Genomic DNA, 2,927 nt, shown 5'->3' with positions numbered 1-2,927 from the left:
ATATCAGTTTAAAGCAAATATCATTAATGAAGAAATAGTATTTAAAGCTTGTGAGGAAACTGGACTATGATGGGTAAGTTAGTTTATTCTAAAGAGAAAGAATGTTGGTATTTCAAAGGAAAAGAAAATCGCTTTCCTATCAGTTGTGGAGAGCATCTTCAAATAAAAATTTTTAATAAGTATAGACCTTGTAGAGTGGAGTTAGCACATGATTGGTATGTAATATTAGATAATATCTCTTTTGTTTTATTTAAATCCTTTAGCTATGATGTTAAATATTATTAGGGGCTTTTTAGTCGCTTTTTCTTTTCTCTAAAACAATGTGATAATGTGATTTTTTTTATTAGTTTAAGTTAATTTAATATGAAAAATATATTGGGCGATATGGTTTCATGATACTATTTTATTTTGATTATATTAGGAATTTTAATTTGATAATTCATAATATTTTTGAAAAATTTACCTAAATATATTGTTTTTTTCCGGGATTTTAAGTATAATAGATAATAGTTTACAAATTCTAAATTTTATACGAAATTGCCTTACGAGTTGGGATTATAGAGTAGGCTCAGTTGGATATGCCAAGGGAACGTATACAATTTATTCAAGTTTAATTACTCAGTGGACTTCACTTGCTTTTAAATCAGACACACGTACTATAACACATATTATTTCAAATGTGCTTCAATATTAGTTCTAATATTGGGGATATTAGGTAGTGTTTATCTAACATTTATAAGTTCGAAATATATAACAATAGAAATATTGTGTAGAGGTGTTATCATATCGTAACACCTCTACACTTAATTCATATTTATTCACGCTGGGGGAATTTGCTATTTTTTTCAGTGTCATCTTAAATAATTTACTTGGGGGGATTACATTTGATAGAACTACGTAATGTTAACATTGAGTTTGATAAAAAGCTGATAGAAGATGGAACAATTAAGATTTACGATGGGAAAATAACTGCTATAATTGGTGAGAGCGGAAGTGGTAAAACATCCCTCCTCTATCTTCTTGGTTTAATATCGTCTAATCACAGATATTTGTATAGTTTTGATGATGTTACATTAGACCTATCCAATGACTTCGAGATGAGTAGAATTAGAAAGCAGAAAATAGGATACATATTTCAAGACAATAATCTAGTTGAAAACTTAACTATTTTCGAGAACATTAGGTTATCTGCGACTATTGCAGGGATAAATATAACCGATAAAGAAATTAAGAGTTATTTAGAATTTGTTGAATTAGGATACATTGACAGTAATCATTACCCTAGAAAACTATCAGGTGGTGAGAGGCAGAGGGTCGCTATTGCTTGTGCTTTAGCAAAGCAACCAGAGTTAATTCTTGCGGATGAGCCAACATCAGCTTTAGATACTGTAAACTCAGAAATTATTATGGGTATTTTTAAAAAAATTGCCCACAAGGACAAAAAGAAGATAGTTATAGCTACTCATAATGATAGAATATATAATGAAGCGGATGTTATATATGAAATCAAAAATAATAAAATACAACTAGTTAAAGGTGAGTCGAGCAATGAAAGCAGCAAAAAAGAACCAGAGGATTATGATAATAATGTTAAATTAACACCTAGGTTTTACTTTGATTACGCTATAAAGACAAGCAGGAAAGGTCGTTTCGCCAAAAATTTAATGATAGTACTCTCAGCAATAGCTATAGCCTTTAGTTCAGTTATGTATAACTTTGGAGATACTTTTGTAAAAGAACAGGAAAAATTAATGGATGCCATATCAGACAAAGAAATTTTCGTGGTGAATATGACTGCACCCTTAAATACTATCTTAGATATTGATGAAAACTTATCTATCCAAGATAAGGATGCTGAGTTACTTCGAAATATTAGTTATGTGGATACCATATACCCATATTTTGAGTTTCGATCAATTGGCTATCCTCTAATTAACGAAACAGAAGCTAGCGAGGGATACATTGTCGTTTCAAAAGGTCAAAAAGAGGAAAAATATACATTTGCCGAAAGTAAGGACAATCCTTATGATAAGTATGTGATTATTCCATATTATCCTGAACAAAACCTGGAGCGAAGACTCAAAGAAAAATTAAGTGATGAATCATCAGATAAGGTATATATATCATCACAACTTGCCCAATTACTTGGCATTGAGAATCTGAAGGAATCAGTAAGCTTGCGAGTGTTAACCTATGTTCCAATAGCCCAGCACGAAACTCAGATGACTGTACGCCCAGAAGGGATTGTATACGAAATAGACATCGATTTATCAAAAGTTGTTGAGCTGGACTTAAAAATTGAAGGGATATTAGATGAAAGTGTTAGGAACAGATACTCAAACAGTGGTAATAACGCAATATATGTTCCTTATCACAAAATGCAGATGATTTTAACACAAACACAAAATTCTGCCACTATCGATACCAACCTAGAATATATCGAATGGAGACCAAGTGCTTTTGTTGTGTTTGCCAAGAGCTATAACGATGTTGGTTTAGTTATTGAGAGAGTTTCATCGATTAACCCAAACTTTAGAGCAGTAAGTGAATATCAAGACATTGAATCCATGAATGCTATTGTAAAAAATACTAGAGAAATAGGATTAGTTATTGTTATAGTAATTTTAATTATAATATTTTTATTAATGAGCATTATACATATGAATCATATCTTAGATCGTAAATATGAAATTTCCTTATTAAAAGCCAATGGACTTACCAAGATTGAGCTGACGAAGCTTGTATCAGTAGAATCATTAAGGCATGTATTTTTGGTGTCTCTAATTTCAAGTGTTATATCCTTGGTCGTAACAAAGGTTATGAATCTATTATTTGAGGAAATTGCATAATTCAAAGAGGCTGATTTTATTAAATTTATTTAAAGCAAAAAAGAGGTTTCACCCCAAAATGTCGAATATATTAAGTAG

General features: G+C 30.7%; 2 protein-coding genes. Both read left to right on the top strand.

The features are described from left to right. The first annotated feature begins 66 nt into the window (after positions 1–66). Positions 67–285, top strand: coding sequence for a DUF5348 domain-containing protein (locus tag BMX60_RS11710; protein WP_091351428.1), 219 nt, complete (start codon positions 67–69; stop codon positions 283–285). 599 nt (positions 286–884) lie between these two features. Further along, positions 885–2,849, top strand: a complete 1,965-nt coding sequence (locus BMX60_RS11705) for an ABC transporter ATP-binding protein (RefSeq protein ID WP_143055945.1) — start codon at positions 885–887, stop codon at positions 2,847–2,849. Positions 2,850–2,927 lie beyond the last annotated feature (78 nt).

Origin of the sequence: Anaerobranca gottschalkii DSM 13577, from assembly GCF_900111575.1 — a bacterium.
GTDB lineage: Bacteria > Bacillota > Proteinivoracia > Proteinivoracales > Proteinivoracaceae > Anaerobranca > Anaerobranca gottschalkii.
Note: the sequence above shows the minus strand (reverse complement) of the source record. Positions and strands in the feature narration are given on the sequence as shown.

What these genes read in the sequence shown, in the direction of transcription:
- BMX60_RS11710 (WP_091351428.1), top strand. Translation starts at nt 67, where the DNA reads ATGATGGGTAAGTTAGTTTATTCTAAAGAGAAAGAATGTTGGTATTTC.